The 16,812-nt window shown below is 47.7% G+C and carries 13 protein-coding genes; 2 read left to right on the forward strand and 11 right to left on the reverse strand.

Features of this window, described 5'->3' with window-relative positions; genetic code table 11:
- Positions 1–25 precede the first annotated feature (25 nt).
- The 10 genes from P364_RS0109380 to P364_RS0109430 form a co-directional block, all read right to left on the reverse strand.
- Complete coding sequence (locus P364_RS0109380) at positions 26–838, reverse strand: carbohydrate ABC transporter permease (RefSeq protein WP_024629878.1); 813 nt, start codon at positions 836–838, stop codon at positions 26–28.
- Complete coding sequence (locus tag P364_RS0109385; RefSeq protein WP_024629879.1) at positions 838–1,824, reverse strand: carbohydrate ABC transporter permease; 987 nt, start codon at positions 1,822–1,824, stop codon at positions 838–840. Before P364_RS0109385 ends, P364_RS0109380 begins: the two co-directional genes overlap by 1 nt.
- A 24-nt stretch (positions 1,825–1,848) precedes the next feature.
- Positions 1,849–3,111 (reverse strand): ABC transporter substrate-binding protein, encoded by a 1,263-nt coding sequence (locus tag P364_RS0109390; protein WP_024629880.1) that lies wholly within the window; start codon positions 3,109–3,111, stop codon positions 1,849–1,851.
- A 130-nt stretch (positions 3,112–3,241) separates the two neighbouring features.
- Complete coding sequence (locus tag P364_RS0109395) at positions 3,242–4,426, reverse strand: response regulator transcription factor (protein ID WP_024629881.1); 1,185 nt, start codon at positions 4,424–4,426, stop codon at positions 3,242–3,244.
- Complete coding sequence (locus P364_RS0109400; protein ID WP_024629882.1) at positions 4,404–6,149, reverse strand: sensor histidine kinase; 1,746 nt, start codon at positions 6,147–6,149, stop codon at positions 4,404–4,406. The genes P364_RS0109395 and P364_RS0109400 overlap by 23 nt, the downstream gene beginning before the upstream one ends.
- 193 nt (positions 6,150–6,342) lie before the next feature.
- Positions 6,343–8,049: an amylo-alpha-1,6-glucosidase gene (locus P364_RS0109405; RefSeq protein WP_024629883.1), complete on the reverse strand. Its 1,707-nt coding sequence runs from the start codon at positions 8,047–8,049 to the stop codon at positions 6,343–6,345.
- 288 nt (positions 8,050–8,337) lie between these two features.
- Positions 8,338–10,266: an LTA synthase family protein gene (locus P364_RS0109415; protein ID WP_063870635.1), complete on the reverse strand. Its 1,929-nt coding sequence runs from the start codon at positions 10,264–10,266 to the stop codon at positions 8,338–8,340.
- Between the two features lie 371 nt (positions 10,267–10,637).
- Positions 10,638–11,135: an antibiotic biosynthesis monooxygenase family protein gene (locus tag P364_RS0109420; RefSeq protein ID WP_024629886.1), complete on the reverse strand. Its 498-nt coding sequence runs from the start codon at positions 11,133–11,135 to the stop codon at positions 10,638–10,640.
- A 92-nt stretch (positions 11,136–11,227) separates the two neighbouring features.
- Positions 11,228–11,542, reverse strand: a complete 315-nt coding sequence (locus P364_RS0109425; protein WP_024629887.1) for a hypothetical protein — start codon at positions 11,540–11,542, stop codon at positions 11,228–11,230.
- Positions 11,532–11,744, reverse strand: coding sequence for a helix-turn-helix transcriptional regulator (locus P364_RS0109430; protein ID WP_024629888.1), 213 nt, complete (start codon positions 11,742–11,744; stop codon positions 11,532–11,534). The genes P364_RS0109425 and P364_RS0109430 overlap by 11 nt, the downstream gene beginning before the upstream one ends.
- Positions 11,745–11,913: 169 nt before the next feature.
- Between P364_RS0109430 and P364_RS0109435 the strand changes: the two genes are divergently transcribed.
- Positions 11,914–14,235 (forward strand): helicase C-terminal domain-containing protein, encoded by a 2,322-nt coding sequence (locus P364_RS0109435; RefSeq protein WP_024629889.1) that lies wholly within the window; start codon positions 11,914–11,916, stop codon positions 14,233–14,235.
- 164 nt (positions 14,236–14,399) lie between these two features.
- Positions 14,400–15,863, forward strand: coding sequence for an alpha-amylase (locus tag P364_RS0109440; RefSeq protein WP_024629890.1), 1,464 nt, complete (start codon positions 14,400–14,402; stop codon positions 15,861–15,863).
- Between the two features lie 118 nt (positions 15,864–15,981).
- Here the strand turns inward: P364_RS0109440 and P364_RS0109445 are convergent, their stop codons facing one another.
- The gene (locus P364_RS0109445; RefSeq protein WP_024629891.1) at positions 15,982–16,728 is read right to left on the reverse strand and encodes an MBL fold metallo-hydrolase; all 747 of its coding nucleotides are present in this window, start codon (positions 16,726–16,728) and stop codon (positions 15,982–15,984) included.
- Positions 16,729–16,812: the final 84 nt, after the last annotated feature.

The following is a 16,812-nucleotide window of genomic DNA, read 5'->3' on the forward strand; positions in this document are numbered from 1 at the left end:
CATCCCCTTCATCTATCTATGTGTCCTATCCTTTAATACCTGTCGTGGCAATTCCGCCGACAATGTAACGCTGGGCGAAGAAGAAAATGGCAAGCGGAGGAATCGAAATTAAGCAGGTGATGGCCATAATGGATTGCATATCAACACCGTACATGCCCTTGAATTGAGATAGGCCAAGCGTTAACGTATATTTCGTCTGATCATTCAGGAAAATGAGCGGTCCCAGATAGTCATTCCAACAACTCATGAACTGGAATACGGAGACCAGAATCAGTGAAGGTCCCATTAGCGGCACGATGATTCGAAGCAGAATCGTCATTTTACTGGCGCCGTCAATCGTCGCTGCTTCATCCAGCTCCCGGGGCAGGGTCATAATGAACTGTCGTAACAAAAAGATATAATAGGCAGAGCCGAACCACGACGGAATAATCAGCGGTTTGAGTGTGTTGATCCAACCCAAATAGTTGAACTCCATATATTGTGGAATCATCGTTACTTCCCAGGGGATCATCATAGTCGCCAGGACGACAAGAAACAGGAAATCACGCCCTTTGAACTGGAATCTGGCGAAGCCGTAAGCGACGAGCGTGCAGGATATCAGCTGACCTATGGTGGATAAAACCGTAACGAGCAGTGTGTTTTTCAAAAATAGATTAAAGGGCTGGATGTTCCATGCTTCTGCGAAGTTACTGAATTTCCATTCGGACGGAATCCATTTGGGAGGAAACAGATAAAGCTCCTGCGGTGATTTCAGCGCCGTGGTCACCGCCCAGAAGAGTGGGGCGATGAACAGCAGTGAGAACAAAATCAGCAACGCGTAAGCAAATACTTTTTTCATCAGGACCGCCCCCTTTTACTGGCTTTAAGCTTCTTCTGCGGATTCTTTTTCATTTCACCTTCATAGAACACCCAGGCTTCCGAAGATTTGAATACCAGAAACGTCAGGGTAAGCACAATCAGGAACATAAACCAGGCGTTGGCGGCAGAGTAACCCATCTTGAAATATTTGAAAGCGTTCTCATACATATACATCGCATAGAAATAGGTTGATTTCATTGGCCCGCCTCCCGTGAGTAGAAGAGCCAGGGTTAGCTGCTGGAATGCTGCAATAATCGATGTGATGAGATTGAACAGAATGGTTGGCGTAATCATCGGAATGGTTACACTCAGGAACTTTCGGATTTTACCTGCTCCGTCGATTGAAGCGGATTCGTACAGGTCCTTGGGAATGCCTTTAAGTCCAGCTAGGAAAATAAGCATCATGGATCCTTGTCCCCAGAGACTGGCGACGACCATCGCAACGAGTGACCAGTTCGTATCATTTAGCCAATCGGGCCCCTGAATGCCAAGGACAGATAAGAAATAGTTCAGGATTCCATAGTCTCCGCTGTATACCCAGGACCAGATCATAGCAAGCGCCACACCTGAGATTACAGAGGGGAGATAAAATGCCGTACGGAAAATGGCGCTTCCTCTAACCCTTTGATTTAGCAGCATGGCAAGTCCTAGTGCAACTACAATATTGAGCGGGACGAAGAGGGCTGCAAATTTCAGTGTTACAAATAAAGATTTCCAAAAAAGTGGATCATTCGAAAACATCTCTACGTAGTTGTCTATCCCGATAAAGGTTACTTTACCGACAATTGGCCAATCAAAAAATGAAATGACCAGTGAAAATAGCAGAGGTCCTAAAGTGAAGAAAACAAATCCAAATATCCATGGGAAGATAAAGAGGTAGGGGGCAAACCCACCCCATTTTCGTTTTTTTAAGGCCTTAAGGGTAGCTGTCGGTTCCGATGTATTCTGCAGGTAGGTCTGAGCCATCTCCTAACCTTCTTTCTACAAGTGTTATTTCAAATATCGCTCGCTGTCCTTAACCGCCTGATCCAGCGCTTCTTGGGCATTGCTACCGTGCATGACGGCTTCCACCGCAGCCGACAGCTGTCGGTTCACTTCATTCCACTTCGGATTAAGTAGAAATGCAGGTGTATTGTCCGAACGCTCAAGCATCGTGTAATAAGGTTTGTAGAGCGGATCTTGATCCTTCTTGAGCTCATTTACAACACTTTGTCGTACCGGTAGGTCAGCAACGCGCATTTTGATCGATTCATTAGAGACATAAAATTTAACGAATTCCCATGCCAGATCTTTGTGCTTGGAGTCTTTGGCAATAGACAGCGCAGATTCGGCCAAAACACCTTTAACCGGTTTGCCTGGGAAAGCTGGAATTTCGACCGTACCTACATCAATTCCCGCTTGTTTGAAAGATTCAAGCGGCCAGATTCCGCTCTCCCACATAGCGATCTTACCGCCTTTAAAAATATCATCACCGCTTTGCTGGCCTTTACCACCTGTGAGCACGGCGGTGCCGTTCTTCACCATATCACCAAACATTTGGATAGCTTCAGCAGTTTCCTTACTGTTCATGTAGCCTTCAATGGTTTTACCATCCGGGGAAATAAAGGAGCCACCGTTGCTCCAGACGAAGCCCTGCAAGTCATACGTATCATTCTCGGCACGGGCACCAAAGCCGTACTGCTTCTTGGAATTGTCCGTCAACTTCTTCGCGATATCCTGAAATTCACTCCATTCCCATCCGTCTTTGGGATAAGGGACACCAGCAGCATCAAAGAGCTTCTTGTTATAGTAGACGACACGAGTCGTGAAGCCTGCCGGAATGCCGTACAGCTTATCGTCAATTTTTCCGTAGTTGAACAATCCTTTGTAAAAATCATCTATCTTCAGGTCTTTGTCCTTTTCTGCGAAGCTATCCAGGGGTTCAAGAGATTGATGGTAGGTAGGGAAGTCCCACATGTACATGACGTCTGGCGGGTTACCTGCTCCAAATCCTGCGGCAAGCTTCTGGTCAAATCCGTCCGCATAAGCCTCAACCTGCACCTTTGTGCCGGGATGTTCCGCTTCAAACTTTTTGGCGATATCCTGCTCAATCTTGAGCGCGTCCCCCGTATCCCAGGTTGCAAAACGAAGCGTCTTCGTCTGATCCGAACCGCCGTTCTCCGGATTGGCTGTTCCAGCGTTACCGCTGCATGCAGACAGCATAGATACCATCAGCGTCGTTGCAAGGACAATGAGTAAAGTTCTCTTTTTCATATTGTCAGCTCCCCTGTCAATGAGGTTTATAATAATTGAACCGCTTTCATCGTAACTCGAATGAAAGCGGTTCAAAACGTGTATCTATTCGAATGTTGTTGTGATTTTGTTCGAATTAGTGAAGCAGGTGTCAATCTGTTCGGGACTCGTCGTCTTTTTGTTGGGCACGGTAATGACTCGGTGTCTGACCCGTACAGCGTTTGAACCATTTGCTAAAATATTTGCTATCTCCAAGTCCTGTCCGCTCCGCAATTTCCTGCATGGTTAGATGTGTATCCCGCAGTAAACCATAAGCAAGGCGCAATTTACGTTTATATTGGAACGCAATGAAACTATCACCAACAGCCTTCTTAAACAGAATGGAGAAATGACTGCGACTGAGCCCAACCTCTTCCGCCAGTTCGCTGGCTGACCAATCTGCTGCGGGATTAGCATATAGTAGATTCACGGCTTTCCAGATCGGATCTGGCCAATGATTTACGGATATCCCATACAGCTTCTCTAGCTCAGCTTCTTTATGAAGGTTCTGGAACGCCTGCTTCAGATCATCACTGTGGAGCAAGGATTCTTTGCGAGTCCATTTCAGCTGACTGAATTTGCTCTTGCTCTCTACCAAAAGGCTGTCTGCAGACCCTCGCAGTGAATCAGGAACGATCCAATAGCAGTATTCTTCTCCATATGGAATGATCGTACCCTCGCACATACTACGGTCATTCTTCTCAGCACCCTGTAGTAGACCGGTCCAAGAGGCTCCGCATTCTATTGTTCGAATCAGATATATCAACAGCGGCTCACCATTAAAATGCCATGGACCGCCATGCAGCTTCTCCAGCTCCTCTGGAAATTTACAGCTATGCCCGTTCAGCCATGCAAAGAGCAGCGTTTCCATGCGTTCTTCATCCTTTGGAGAGGGCGGAGGGGAGACCGACAGCTCCTGCTGGAACTTATTTAACATTTCTTCAAGTTCTTCGTCCTCAAAAGCGGTCTTCAAAAGATATCCGGATGCCCCAAGTTGAATTCCCTGTTGTGCGTATTCAAAATCCCGGTGGCAGCTGAGCAGAATTATTTTGGTCTTTGCCGCTACCTCCTTGATCTTGCGAGACAGCTCAATGCCATCCATCTCTGGCATAACAATATCTGTAATAACAATTTCAGGCCTATGCTCCAGAAAGGCTTCCCAGGCTTTTTGTCCATTGGGTGCGTCAGCTACAACTTCCATCCCGAATTTCTCCCAAGGTACGGTCGAGCGTAGACCTTTTCGTACAATGCTCTCATCATCTGCAATCAGCACCTTAATTCTCTTTGCTGTATCCATCCGGACGCTCCTCCTCTTTGGGCCAATGAATGACAATCTCTGTGCCCTCACCCTTAGTCGAATGTACCGTAAGCCCGTACTGCGGGCCGAAATGCAGTTTGAATTTCTGGTCTGCGTTCTGTACGCCTAACCCTCCGCGTCCACGACGATTCGGATCTGGCAAAAGCAGACGCTCCCGTTTTTCTTCCGTCATACCCGCTCCATCATCCCTGAGAGTCAGCAGAAGCTCATCCTTCTCTACGATGACATCCAGCTTGATTGTACCTGTCCCATCCGTGAAGCCGTGGAAAAATATATTTTCAAACAGCGGCTGCAGCGTCATACGCGGGATCAGATATTGCTTCAGCGAGTCTTCACAACTTAGCTCATAGCTGAAAACATTTCCGTACCTGATCTCCTGAATTTTCAGGAAATGCTCAATCATGCGTAGTTCTCTGCCCAACGTGATCAGTTCCTGCGATATATCCAGATTTCCTTCCAGCACCATCGTTAAGTGATATAACATCTGACGAATATCATCAGCACCTTCCAGACGGGCCTTCCACTGAATGGAGTTCAACGTATTGAACAGCAGATGGGGGTTAATCTGATAATGGAAAGCCTTTAGCTCCGCTTCTTTCTTGAGTCGTTCGCTCTGTTCCACTTCTTGCACGAGCGATTGGACACCGCTTACCATCCGGTTAAAGCTCATATCAAGGCTGCCCAGCTCATCTCTACCTTCGATCGGCATTCGTGTATCCAGTTTACCGAAGCTGACCTTCTGCATTGAATCCTTTAGCGTACGAATACGCGCTGTAAATCTTGATGAGAACAGATAGGCGAGTCCAAAAGCAAGCAGACATGAAATAACTGCCACGACAATGGTATTCGACCGAATAATGCCCGAGGACAGGTAGAAGGCTTTGGCAGGCAATCTCGCTTCTATGGTCCACTGGTTCACGGCAAGGGTCCGGTTCCATGTAATGTCACTATCCTTCTTCGTAAAAGCTGAAGCGCTCTCATACACAAGCCTTCCGTCCGAAGCTTTAATGGTCAGATGTGACTTCGTATCTGTCTCAAATAGTTTGAACATATGGATCAGTTCCTGCGCATTCTCCTCTATGAGTATGGTACTGCCGTTTTGCGTTCCGTTGGAATTATGGATCGGAACAGCGAGACCAAGGACGGGGAGATTCGAATCGCCTGAGCTGCTCATTGCGTGATTTTGCACATAAAAGCCGAGCCAGTATATTCCTTTATAAGAAGCGGGTTTTGTTTTCCATTCTGGAATATTTTTTAGTTTCTCAACATTCAAATTGTTCTCTCCATAATAATAGCCAGAGGGTGTAATGATATAGATTCCTGCGGTTAGATCCGTCCGCAGCGATTTGAGTAGGGCTTCAAAGTCATTCTTCTCAATGATTTCACTATAGCTCACAGGGGCCTGATTCCTTAGATCTGTATGGGCGGGATCAAGTAAATACGAGTAGATCGTTTCACTCATTTGTTTCATTCGGCTTAAAGATGAACTTGTTTGTTGCTCCAACTGTGCTACGGCATTTTCTCCATATTTGCCAAACTGCGAATTAATAATTTTGGCAGATTGGTAATAGGACAACGCACCAAGCGAGAGCAGAGGAATCAGAGTGACGATGAGAAAACAGAAGAGCAGCTTGGTCCGTATACTGCGGTAGGAACCAGAGAAAATACGTTTATTAAGCTGCCTGATCCACTGGACGTTCATAAACGATTTCCCCTCTCGCTATAACTATATCTACCTGCATTCTAGCATGGACAGATAGTCTATAGAAGAATCCATTCATTTCATGGTAACGCTTTCAAATTACTGTTTGCAAATAAAATTTTTCGGGTGAACGGGAAAAGCACGTCCCCGGAAAGCTGTTTAAAACAGCAGCCGAAGACGTGCATTATTCGTTTTAGGTTGTGTACTCGTGCCCAAGGATCAGGAACACACTTGATGTCCATGTGAATGCCCTGTCGCGTAGGCCTTCACCAGTCAGCGCGTCGAAGTTCTCCGCCATCCCACTCCGGCTAAGCATATTGCAGAAGCGGCGTGATACTTCCTGAGCAAGCTCCAGGTCGCCAGCTGCGGCTACGCCTTCCACGAGCAGCATGGTCGAGGGTGCCCAGATCGGTCCGCGCCAGTACCCGTCTGGTATATAGTAAGGGCTACTTATGCTCTCGGTCGCCCAACCATTTTCCGTCAGGAAGCGATTCTCCTCCCTGAGCCCTTTCAGAAGAACATCTCTGATTGGTTCCGGCAGGCGTTTACCAAGTAGAATCGGAACGAATAACAGCAGACTGTCTCCAGCTGAAGGCTCATGTGTACCTGAACGTAAGGAGATAAATCTTCCATCTTTCCAGAAGTGGCTGATCATCTTCTCCAATGTATTATCCGCCAATTTTCTCCATTCAGAGGATTCCTCGGTAAGCCCAAGCAATCCAGCAATTTCAGCAAGAAGCTCTGTCTGGATAATCAGAAAGGCAGCTAAATCCGGACTTTCTACGGGAATTCCATTATTAAATGCTGTACTGTTATCCCAGCCGGAATCATTACCATGGTTATATTGGGGAATCCCGTCACCATCATCATCACGATACCGGAACCACCATTTCGTCCACTTGGACAATGGACCATACACTTCACGAAGCTGCGCCTCGCGGATATAGTCCGTATGTTTCATCATCCAGGCCAGTGTCCATCCATGAATAGGAGGTTTGTTACAGTTCCAAAGTTCATATTTATCGTTCACAAAGTCAGGAATTAAGCCACTCTCATCTTGTCGATCAAAAAAGATCATGAATTGGTCCCATGCAAGCTTTGGATCATGGCGAACAAGCGCCATCGCATTGAAGCAGTGGTCCCAGCTCCATATATTCGTCATCCAGTTCTTCGACATATACATGGCTGGACGCGTCAGGCATCCCTCCGCCGGAACAAGGCAGGACCAAGTAATGTAAGCGGCGAGCTCCCGTGCATCCTGCCAGCGATCAGGGATCGCAAGACTACTGTCAAGCCACTGGTTAAATTCAGTACGGATCGCCTCTACGTCATCATCAAAGGACTCCCAATTTGGCCGAGGCTCCCATACTGTGCGGAACTCCTCAACGGCAAACTCCGCCGTATTTGTGTCCATATCCACGGTGAACTCTGCAATCACTCGTGAGCTCTTGATCTTATCCCACGGCACTTCCATCTTCATTCCGCCCACAAGTCCAGTCAGCATAAAACGGCATTCATGAGTAAAGCTGTTCACTTCCCAGCTATTCTTATTCACTTCATATGCATAATCATAGGCTGCCGGGATAAAGGTTAACCGGATCCCGCAGCCTATTGAACGGAATCGGACGGTATGACTATCCGAAATACAGATTTCGGCAAAGATCGCCGTCACTGGTGAATTCAGCCGGACGATTTCGGGAGAAGCTTCTGCCGTGAATGGAATCGTCTGATTCTGCTGATCCAACAGTTCAATACGGAACGCCTCACCAAATTTATCATCTCCACCCCGCACAGTTCGTAGGTAGAGGCCTTGCTGTCTATTCTTGCTTTCAGGTAGAAGAGAGACAGCAAGGAACGATTCTCTGCGGCTGAAAGGTACAAAGTTCAGGTCAAATTTCATAATGCTCCTCCTTCAATAAGGAATAATACGCTTTCATTGTAAACCGATGCTTAAGGAAGAGGAACGTCCAGGTGTGTTCGCTAAAGAGGGTAATTTGTTGGCGGAGGAAGACTTGAGTGATTATAGGTGTCTTTTTGTTAGAGGATTGGGGGAGGAAGTGTTAGATATAGAGGTTAGAATGAACGAAAGAGCCCATGAATCAGGCCATATCAGACCTTTTCATGGGCTCTTGTCTTTTTTTATCATTGGATTGAATAGTTAAAAAATAAGTTCATTATGCATGTTGGATCATTTCACTGCATTTCGATTCGGTAACTGACTCAGATAACTGTTGGACAAGTGTAGAAGATCCAAAGCTCGTTCGTACTGTTCCTTCGTAATATATTCGGAAGAGGTCGATTTCTCGTTCTCTTCTGTTGGCATTACGGATGCAGGTACTGCGGGTTCATCCTTCAGACTGTTCGAATGCGTCTCCTGATCACGATCTGCTGAAACGAAATCCTGTCTCCCGGCATCCGCAAGAGAGTAATGCGTACCATCACCGTATCCCGTCTCAGGAACGAACAGTGAAGCATCGTTTAATACGGAACCGGAGGGCAGATAATAGCGCTCTGGCAGCAGATTATTTCCCTCACGCAGCAAATCCTGCCCAAAATACAGTTGGTTCTGGAGAGAGGCACCGGTTAACCCGGCGATCGTTGGCAGAATATCCACCTGTCCTCCGATCTGCTCCAGCTGAGCTGCCGGCGTGATGCCAGGAGCCGTTACAATCAGTGGAATATTGATCATGTCTGCGGACGTGTACTCCCGACCGTAGATTTCCTGCATGAGTTTCTCATCGGTCCGATCCAGTGAGTAGATAGGCAGACCCAGATGGTCACCGTAAACAACAAGCAAGCTATTTTCCCATAATCCGCGTTCTTTCAGTCCCTCAATAAATTGCCCCACCGCCTGATCGGCATAATGCTGGGATACAAGATAATCCCCTGGTAACGTATTATTGAACCGTTCTGGCAGCGTCAGACTGACCTTATCTTCTGGTAAATGGTAAGGGTGATGCGCCGACATGGAAATAATTTGTGCATAGAAGGGTGACCCTGTGTCCTGCATGGCCTCGAGTTTATCGAGTGTCTTGCTATACAACACTTCATCCGATGCTGAGAAGGCGATGGAATCCTCTGTTCCGAAATATTTAATATCATAATAATGGTCAAAACCAAGCGCCTTGTATAACTGATCACGATTCCAGAAGTGCACATCATTCGTATGGAATGTGGCTGTCTGGTAACCGTTCGCGGACATTAGTCTGGGCAGACTTGGCAGCTCCTTGTTAGCATAGACGGTAGTTGCGGCTCCGTTGGGTGGTGTGTAAAACGATGTATTCACCACAAACTCGGCATCCGACGTATTTCCCTGTCCCACTTGCTGATAAAAGTTGGGGAAATACAGGCTTTGTGCAGCCAGCTCATTCAGATGGGGTGTAACTTCCTGCCCGTCCACCTGCAATCCGATCAGAAAGTTCTGGAATGATTCGAGCTGGAGGACAATGACGTTGCGCCCCTTGGCTGCGCCCTGCTCCACAACAGAAGGCAACGATGTCGTTTGTTTAATCTCGTCGATATGATTCTGATCAATTTGATCAAGGGGCACGGGTTTATCCGGCCGATCCGCCAGGATGGTGTATGCTTCATATCCGAGAATCCCCATTTGCTCCGCTTGTGTGATCTCGCTCATGCTTGCGCGATTGGGGTATATATTGAGCATGCACAGTACGATCGACAGGATCAGAATGACCGAGGCAATTCGTCTTCTGGCGCTTCGTTCAAGCGGCACTCTGCCTGGACGTTCAGTCCCGCCGAGCTTGATCCGGCGACGAATCAATATCCCTGCGATAACCAGAATATCTGCAAAAATAAACAAATAATACGGATCAAGCAAAGAGAACATGCTGCTCTTGACTGAGGTTACCTGATTAACCTGTGCAAGCGCATGATAATTGACGATAACACCATAATATTTGTAGTACATGATGGCTGCAAAGAAGATGCCCGATAGCACCAGATTTAGTCCGAGATATAGCCACATCCGGCGTTTGGCTGCGAACCACTCAATCAGACAGAAGCAGATCCAGATCAGCGGCAACTCTGTCAGCAGCGGTTTCCAGACGGGGATGTCATCGAAGATCACAATCCAGGCCAGAGAGCTTTTGATCATCATAATAACGGTGAACACTATAAACGGTCCGCTTAGAAACCGGGTGAGTGAATTGCGTGACAAGATACCGCCTTCCTTCCTTTCCGAAGTTTCATTTAACAAGTATTATGCTATCTCATGGCATGTCGTGTCAAAAGTAACGAACTTCTTAATTGCTTCTTAATTGCTTCCATTTTGCAATTATTGTGGAAAAAAGAAAGGTCAGCTCTGGTTCATTCAAGACATAGCATATCCAAAAAAGCCCCTTCCTATTAAGGAAGAGGCGGGAAGGGCTGTCATTTTGAAGTGCAAATGAACCTTGCCCAAAGCATGATCGCAATACATTTGAAACTTGTACATCGTGGAGCACCGTATCAGGTTTGCTCCCCGTTCATTTACTCTATGGTGAATGTCGTGACGAATGATGGTCTTGGAAACATGGTGGGCTTCTGTGCTGTCAGCCCTTCACTACTGCTGCGGTTGCGGTGAGCATGGTTATAGGCTTGGGACTGCTGCCAGTTTTTGAAATGATCTTGGGACTGCCAAAGGGTAAGTACGACATACGTATCATCCTTCAGCGGACGAAGTACACGAATACCGACAAAACCGGGTTCGTCTTCCACTCTGCGTGCACGGTTTTTGAAGCGTTCCTCGAAGTCGTTCCTTCCATCTTCTGTTACGGGTATGTTGTTCAGAACAGCGTAACCGCCGCCTGTCCAGGAGCCTGTTGTATCGAAAGCCTCATATGCCGCTACGTTGTCATCGGACTCGATGTTCATCAAACGTTCTGTCAATTCAATGGCCAAACGAACCTGTTCCTCGCTGCGCAAAGTCAGATGCGGATATGCAGCAAGTGCATCCGGAATCGGTGAAGGGACCAAATAGATATACATAGAAGCTGCCTCCTTATTTACGTACATTCCACTTCAACATAGCATATGGGATTGTGCGAGTCCAATCGGTTCACATGTATCGGACAGGTGGGCTAATTCTGAGCTGAGTAGTATAGGTTTGCTACAATAGAAGATAAACAATGAATGACAAACACTGCAGTAATAATGAAAAAGGAAAGCGATATCCCGTCTAGCATAACTACGAGGATCCATGCCAGAGCAAGACTGATGGTTGTTGCATTCCAGGAGAAGGCCTTTGCTCTCGTGATACAATAAAGGTACCGCTCATCCAGTCCGTTGTGCTTTTTTGCAATCAACCTTGTGAAAAAAATAATGAGTATTGCAAATAACAAACCAGCTACAATTCCACCGATCCCGATCATCCGATTCAGTAATTCAGAACTCAATATTCTCATCTCCTTCAAAAATAAATAATTCCTCGATCTGACAGCCAAATAATTGGGCAAGCTTGTGAGCAAGCACAAGAGAAGGTTTGTACTTTCCGGATTCCAGCGATATGATGGTCTGCCTGGAGACCTTTAGTCGTTGAGACAGTTCTTCCTGTGTGATGTGCATATGTATTCTTTTGTCTCTGATTAGATTGTGCAAGTATATCCTCCCAAAAGTAAAGTTCGCTTTACGTAAAGTTAACTTTACTTATGGGACGATGGGATGTCAATTTTTCTTCATAATATTTCCCACTTCTTCGAGGTGATGCTGTGTCCAAAAGCATATTTCATGATAAAGTATAGAGACTACAATCAGAACGGGTGATCGCATGACAACCGCAATTCGAATATCAGTCAGGCCTTTGGTGGAATATGTGTACCGCAGTGGCAGCATACGTCCAGGGTTTCGCACCAATGCATCGATGCAGGAGGGAACTCGGATACACCAGCGGGTGCAGAAGGATTATACAGAAGAGGATCTGAAAGAAGTGGTTCTCGAAGTGGAACTGCAGCATGGAGACTTGACCTACGTGGTGGAGGGACGTTGTGACGGGCTGATTCGTCTGGATGGTCAGTTGACGGTGGATGAGATCAAATCCACTGCGGGAAATCTGGACGATCTGGGCGATGGGGCCCCGGTACACTGGGCTCAAGCCATGATGTATGCCTATATGTACGCGGTTCAGCATGATGAACCCCGTATGCAGGTACAGCTTACGTACGTGCACACTGTGAACAATGAAGAAAGACGTTTTCGGCGGATGCTGGAACGGCAGGAGCTTGAGCAGTTTGCAGCAGAGCTGGTCGCTGGCTATGCGCCGTATGCTGAGATGATTGTGGCCTATGAAGAGAAGCGAGATATAAGCGTGCGAGAGCTGCCTTTTCCTTTTCGCAAATACAGGGAGGGACAGCGCAAGCTGGCAGGGGCCGTATACAAGACGATTCGCGAGGGGCAGGGACTGATGGCGAAGGCGCCAACGGGTATTGGCAAAACGATGTCGGTACTCTTTCCCACGGTCAAGGCGATTGGTGAAGGGGAAGCCAAACGATTGTTCTATCTGACCGCAAGAACAACGACGCGTGTTGCGGCAGAAGAGGCTTTTGCCCGGATGCAGGCGGAAGGATTGAAGATGCATGTGATCAGTCTAACCGCGAAGGACAAGATCTGTTTCAAGGAAGAGGAAGCCTGTGATACGGGACAATGTGGCATGTGTGAAGGATATTATGACCGTATTAATGGGGCCGTGCTGGATATGCTGGAACATGAGACGTTAATGACACGCCCGGTTATTGAACAGTACGCGCGCAAGCATCGGGTGTGTCCGTTTGAATTTTCATTGGATGCTGCGTATGCAGCGGATGCGGTGATCTGCGACTATAACTATATTTTTGATCCGCGCATCTCTCTCAAACGCATGTTGGAGGAGCAGAAGCGTAAGACGGTTCTACTGGTCGATGAGGCGCATAATCTGGTTGATCGGGGCCGAATGATGTTTTCAGCAGAGCTGGAGAAGGCGGTCTTTCTGGATGTCAAAAGGGAATTCCAGGCGCTGGGCAGCAGTGTGACCGCTGCTAAAGCCATCGCAGATCGTACGGGTGCCATCGACAAATATTTGATCACGCTTCGCAAGAATGGCGGGGAAGAGGGCAAATTGCTGCAGCAGGAGGCGCCAGAGGAGCTGATTGAACTGCTGGAGCCTTTTGTCATGGTTGCGGAGCAATGCCTTGTCGAAGGCGGTTCGGGAAATGCGGAGAGGGATGAATTGCTGCTGGAAGCCTATTTCACCGCACAGAATTTCCTGCGCATTGCCAAGCTGTACGATGAACGTTTCATTACTTATGCCGAATGTGTGCGAAGTGAAGTACGAGTGAAGCTGTTCTGCCTTGATCCATCCGTGCTGCTGCGACAGACTGCCAAAGGGTTCCGTTCCACGATTCATTTCTCTGCGACATTGTCACCTCTTGGTTATTACCGGGATATGCTAGGTGCGGAGGAAGAAGACTATACTTTGCGTATTCCTTCGCCTTTCCAGCGAGAGCAGCTGGATGTGAGATTGCTGCCATTATCGATTCGCTATCGGGATCGTGAACGTTCCAGACAGCCTATTGCCAATATGCTGCGCCAATTGGTTGCCGAGTGGCCACATAGCAACCTGCTCGTCTTTTTCCCATCCTATCCATATATGCGCGAAGTACAGGCGACGTATATGGAACAGCCGGGCGAAGCAGAAGTCGTGATGCAGGAGCAGGGAATGAGTGAAGAGGAACGGGAGGCGTTCCTGAACGCGTTCCAGCCACATCCTGAACGAACACGGTTGGTATTTGCGGTTATGGGCGGTGTGTTTTCCGAAGGTGTGGATCTGCCTGGTGATCGTCTGAATGGAGTTGTGGTCGTCGGGGCCGGACTTCCCCAGATTGGTCTGGAGAACAACGTACTCCGCGATTATTATAGTCGGACAGGGAGAAACGGATTCAATTATGCCTATGTTTTCCCCGGTATGAACAAGGTATTGCAGGCAGGCGGAAGGCTGATTCGTACGGAAGAGGACAAGGGCGTGTTGGTGCTGGTGGATGATCGTTTCACCGAGGAGCCGTATCGTTCATTGCTGCCTGAGGAATGGCAGGACTACAAACGGATTTCACCCCAATAACAATTTATAGTTAGAACGATCGCAGACTTTTTCAGCTTTCTTTTATGTGCATGATTGAAGCATAGGCCGAAAAGGGTATTACTTGGATAGCATACGAACGAACAAGGACGATACAGATCCGTGCCGTGGTCCGCTTCGAAAGCAATCAAGGAGGTCGGTTGGGAATGAAGAGAAATCATACGATGATGCAGTTTTTTGAGTGGCACCTGGCCGCAGACGGAAACCACTGGAAGCGATTAGCTGAAATGGCGCCAGAGCTGAAAGCCAAAGGCTTCGACTCCGTGTGGGTGCCTCCGGTGACCAAAGCCGTATCTGCCGAGGATACCGGTTATGGCGTCTATGACCTGTACGATCTGGGTGAATTTGACCAGAAGGGTAGTGTACGCACCAAATATGGCACCAAGCAGGAACTGGTCGAGGCGATTGCCGAGTGCCAGAAGAATGGTGTTGCCGTTTATGTGGATCTGGTAATGAACCATAAGGCGGGTGCGGATGAGACGGAAGTCTTCAAGGTGATTGAGGTCGATCCCAATGATCGATTGAAGGAAATCTCCAAACCGTTCGAGATTGAGGGCTGGACGAAATTCACTTTTCCGGGCCGCGGGGATCAATATTCCTCTTTCAAATGGAACGCTGAACACTTCAACGGCACTGACTATGATGCCAAGGAAGAACGGAGCGGTGTGTTCCGCATTGCAGGGGAGAACAAGAACTGGAATCAAAATGTCGACGATGAGTTCGGCAACTATGACTACCTGATGTTCGCCAATATTGATTACAATCACCCGGATGTCCGGCAGGAAATGCTCCAATGGGGGAAATGGCTCATCGATACACTGCAATGCAGCGGTTTTCGTCTGGACGCGATCAAGCATATCAACCACGAATTCATTAAGGAATTCGCTGCTGAGATGCTCCGCAAACGGGGGCAGGATTTCTACATTGTAGGTGAGTTCTGGAACTCCAATCTCGATGCTTGCCGTGAATTTCTGGATACGGTGGACTATCAGATTGATCTGTTCGATGTGTCCTTGCATTATAAACTTCATGAAGCCTCTCTGGCTGGCCGGGACTTTGATCTTTCCAAGATTTTTGATGATACCCTGGTGCAGACGCATCCAACACATGCCGTAACGTTTGTTGATAACCATGATTCCCAGCCGCATGAAGCACTGGAATCCTGGGTGGGCGATTGGTTCAAGCCGAGTGCATATGCGCTGACGCTGCTGCGTCGTGACGGTTACCCGGTAGTCTTTTACGGTGATTATTACGGCATTGGGGGTCCCGAACCTGTTGATGGCAAGAAGGACATTCTGGACATTCTGATGTCCGCCCGTTACGACAAAGCGTATGGAGAGCAGGAGGATTACTTCGACCACGCGAACACGATTGGATGGGTACGTCGTGGGGTGGAAGAAATCGAAGGCTCCGGTTGTGCAGTAGTTATCTCGAATGGTGATGATGGTGAGAAAAGGATGTTTGTTGGCGAACACCGAGCGGGCGAAGTCTGGACCGATCTGACGCACAGCTGTGAAGATAGCATTACCATTGAGAAAGATGGCTGGGCTACCTTCCATGTATGTGGCGGGGGTGTCTCCGTATGGGCGCTCCCTGATCAGGGAGAATAAAATATACAGCACTAATCAAAGAGGGTGTCTCGTTGCCGTGGAAATGGCTTCGGGATACCCTCTTTGGGTTAATTTGGTTATTAGGAAATGGTTCCCCATGTTTCGTTTGACACCTGAATTACACTCCCAATTCAAATGACTCCAGCGTGCCCGCCATTCTTAGATCATGCTCTTGATTGAATTGAGTCCGTTTGTCCGCATCGGCGTATTCATCATGATAATGCATCAGCACGGTTTTCTGTCTTATTTCGGCAGGCAGCTGTTGCAGATCTTTTAGTGAGGTGTGTGATTTGATCACCAGGTCATGCATATGACATTCATGGAAAATCAGCTGTACGTTTGCGGCGGCCTGCTGCACCCGCTCCTGATCCAGCGTGCTATCCGCGCTATAGTAGAAGTAGGGCTTCGCAAGCAGGCCATTGCTGACCATGCCCGGCACGTGTTGTGTTCGAAAAGTCTCAAACGTCACGCCCCCCAGCTCAAATGTGCCTCCATCCGGTAAAGGTACGATATCGTAATAGTCGCTCATCGTACGCTCCCCATCGGTTGTATAACGCATGCCTGGGGATAAAATATTCCATAACGGATCAACCAGCTCTTCGTGGATAAACAGACGTGGCTTGCGGTCGCCCACAATCTGTGAATAATATCCGAGCATTTGTACTCCGTTAATATGGTCTTCATGCAGATGGGTAATAAACACATTGTGAATATTCGTCATTGGAAACCCGTATTCTTTCAATGCTTTCGCATTCGACTCTGGAAAATCAATCACCAGATGGGTATCGCCGAATTCAGCCAGCATACTGTTGTGGTGTTGCTCTACGCTGAACATGTCTCCTGTACCGAGAAATGTAATTTTCATTGAATTCATCTCCTTCTCACAATCTTCAAATCAGTATAATTGCAATTAAAAACAGTATACCTTGTTCCAGGATATATGCCTAAA

The sequence above is a fragment of the Paenibacillus sp. MAEPY2 genome (genome assembly GCF_000499205.1).
Taxonomy (GTDB): Bacteria; Bacillota; Bacilli; order Paenibacillales; family Paenibacillaceae; genus Paenibacillus; species Paenibacillus vandeheii.

Coding starts and splice junctions, on each gene's coding strand:
- P364_RS0109435 (WP_024629889.1), top strand. CDS start 11,914: ATGACAACCGCAATTCGAATATCAGTCAGGCCTTTGGTGGAATATGTG.
- P364_RS0109420 (WP_024629886.1), bottom strand. CDS start 11,135: ATGTATATCTATTTGGTCCCTTCACCGATTCCGGATGCACTTGCTGCA.
- P364_RS0109385 (WP_024629879.1), bottom strand. CDS start 1,824: ATGGCTCAGACCTACCTGCAGAATACATCGGAACCGACAGCTACCCTT.
- P364_RS0109390 (WP_024629880.1), bottom strand. CDS start 3,111: ATGAAAAAGAGAACTTTACTCATTGTCCTTGCAACGACGCTGATGGTA.
- P364_RS0109405 (WP_024629883.1), bottom strand. CDS start 8,049: ATGAAATTTGACCTGAACTTTGTACCTTTCAGCCGCAGAGAATCGTTC.
- P364_RS0109445 (WP_024629891.1), bottom strand. CDS start 16,728: ATGAAAATTACATTTCTCGGTACAGGAGACATGTTCAGCGTAGAGCAA.
- P364_RS0109415 (WP_063870635.1), bottom strand. CDS start 10,266: ATGATGATCAAAAGCTCTCTGGCCTGGATTGTGATCTTCGATGACATC.
- P364_RS0109395 (WP_024629881.1), bottom strand. CDS start 4,426: ATGGATACAGCAAAGAGAATTAAGGTGCTGATTGCAGATGATGAGAGC.
- P364_RS0109400 (WP_024629882.1), bottom strand. CDS start 6,149: ATGAACGTCCAGTGGATCAGGCAGCTTAATAAACGTATTTTCTCTGGT.
- P364_RS0109440 (WP_024629890.1), top strand. CDS start 14,400: ATGAAGAGAAATCATACGATGATGCAGTTTTTTGAGTGGCACCTGGCC.
- P364_RS0109380 (WP_024629878.1), bottom strand. CDS start 838: ATGAAAAAAGTATTTGCTTACGCGTTGCTGATTTTGTTCTCACTGCTG.